General features: G+C 68.5%; 1 protein-coding gene. It reads right to left on the bottom strand.

Annotated elements, in window-relative coordinates; translation table 11 throughout:
• Nucleotides 1-44: 44 nt before the first annotated feature.
• Nucleotides 45-1,499, bottom strand: a complete 1,455-nt coding sequence (locus tag AB0F17_RS66420; RefSeq protein ID WP_358047851.1) for an IS66 family transposase — start codon at nt 1,497-1,499, stop codon at nt 45-47.
• Between the last annotated feature and the right edge of the window lie 66 nt (nt 1,500-1,565).

The following is a 1,565-nucleotide window of genomic DNA, read 5'->3' on the forward strand; positions in this document are numbered from 1 at the left end:
GTAAGCATTCAGAAGGATCTGTGACGCTGGGTGATTCGCGCTGATCAGGCGTCGAGTGCGACGGGTGGCATCCACAGGTTGCCGGTGAAGGCACGGTAGATCGCGTCGAAGGCTGACAGGCCGTGCTTGCGGGCGCTGTCGAGGTAGGAGCGGATGGTCAGCCAGACGGCGGCTCCTGTCTCGGACTGATGGCAGCCCGAGATCTTCACCTGCGTCTTCACCGGACGGAGCGCCCTTTCCGCCGCGTTGTTCGTGAACGGCACCCAGCCGGGGAAATCGGCGAAACGCAGCACGTCACAGGCCCGCCGTTGGAGACGTTCCAGCAGGTTGCGGGCCGGGGACTGTTTGCGCCCGGACACGCGGGGATGCAACGACAGCCCGACGCGCAGACCGTGGTGGAAGGACTTGAGGTAGATCTTGGCTCGCTTGGGTGGAATCTCGGTCAGCCCAGCCGCGCGGGCCTTGCCGGCCTGCTTGTTCAGCTCCGCCAGAGCCCAGCGGATCTGTTCGGGCCACCGCTGGCCGGGGTGGTCCTCGGCCGCGGCGGTCAGCTCTCTGACCAGGTGAGATCCACACAGTTGGTGCCGGGCGCCGGGGTAGCCGTCATACAGCGACAGCGAGTCGTGGACCAGCACGCCGCGGAAATCGGGCAGGATGCCGAGGGCGTTCACGCCGTCGCGGGAGCGCTCGCCCAAGCCGAGCAGCGTCAACCGGCTGGTGCAGGCCACGTGCAGCCAGCGCCGCGTCGTCCCGATCCTCGTGGTGGTCTCATCGACGTGCAGCACATGGGCGAGTGTGAGGAGGGCACGGATCAGCTCGACACTGTCGGTGATGAGCATCGCGGCCTCAGCGAGGATCGAACTCACCCAGCCGGGTGACACGCGGGCTCCGGTGACATCGGCGATCAGCCGAGCGCAGCGCTCTACCGGGATGTGCTGGAAGACCAGCAGGTAGGCGGCCAGCGCGCGCAGGTTCGGGCCGTACGACGACGGGGATCCTGCCACCTGCTCGGGCAGGACCGCCGCGGTGACCCGGCCGCAGCCCTCACACCGGCACCGGTGCGTGCGATGCTCGGTCACCGTCACGGTGACCAGGGGAATGTCGCGGACCTGACGACGCGCGAAGCCGACGCTGTCGGCGGCCGACAGCCTCTTCCCGCAGCCGCCGCACGCGTCAGGCAGGTGCTCTTCGACCTGGTCCGGGGTCTCGACCATGGCCAAGCCCGCACCGGGCGCCCCCGGCTGGCGGCCACGCTTCCTGGTGTTGACCGGCGGCTTCTTGCCCGGCCGGACGAACGTGTCGCTGGACGGCGGCAAGGACGAGTTCCCAGAATTGCGGCCAAGCCTGCGCTCCAGCTCGGCGACCCGAGCGGTCAGCCCGTCGACCGTATCCTCCAGCCGCGCGATCATCTCGCGCTGGGCCTCGATCGTGTTCATCTGCCGGACCACCAGCGCCGCGAGCTCGTCATATGACGGGCGGCGATCCGGGGTCCTCGGCACCCGAAGATCATCCCACCGCGCGGGCGCTGCTCACGCCATCGCGATCTTGAGCTCCTGAATGCTTAC

Origin of the sequence: Nonomuraea sp. NPDC026600 (genome assembly GCF_040638335.1) — a bacterium.
Taxonomy (GTDB): domain Bacteria; phylum Actinomycetota; class Actinomycetes; order Streptosporangiales; family Streptosporangiaceae; genus Nonomuraea.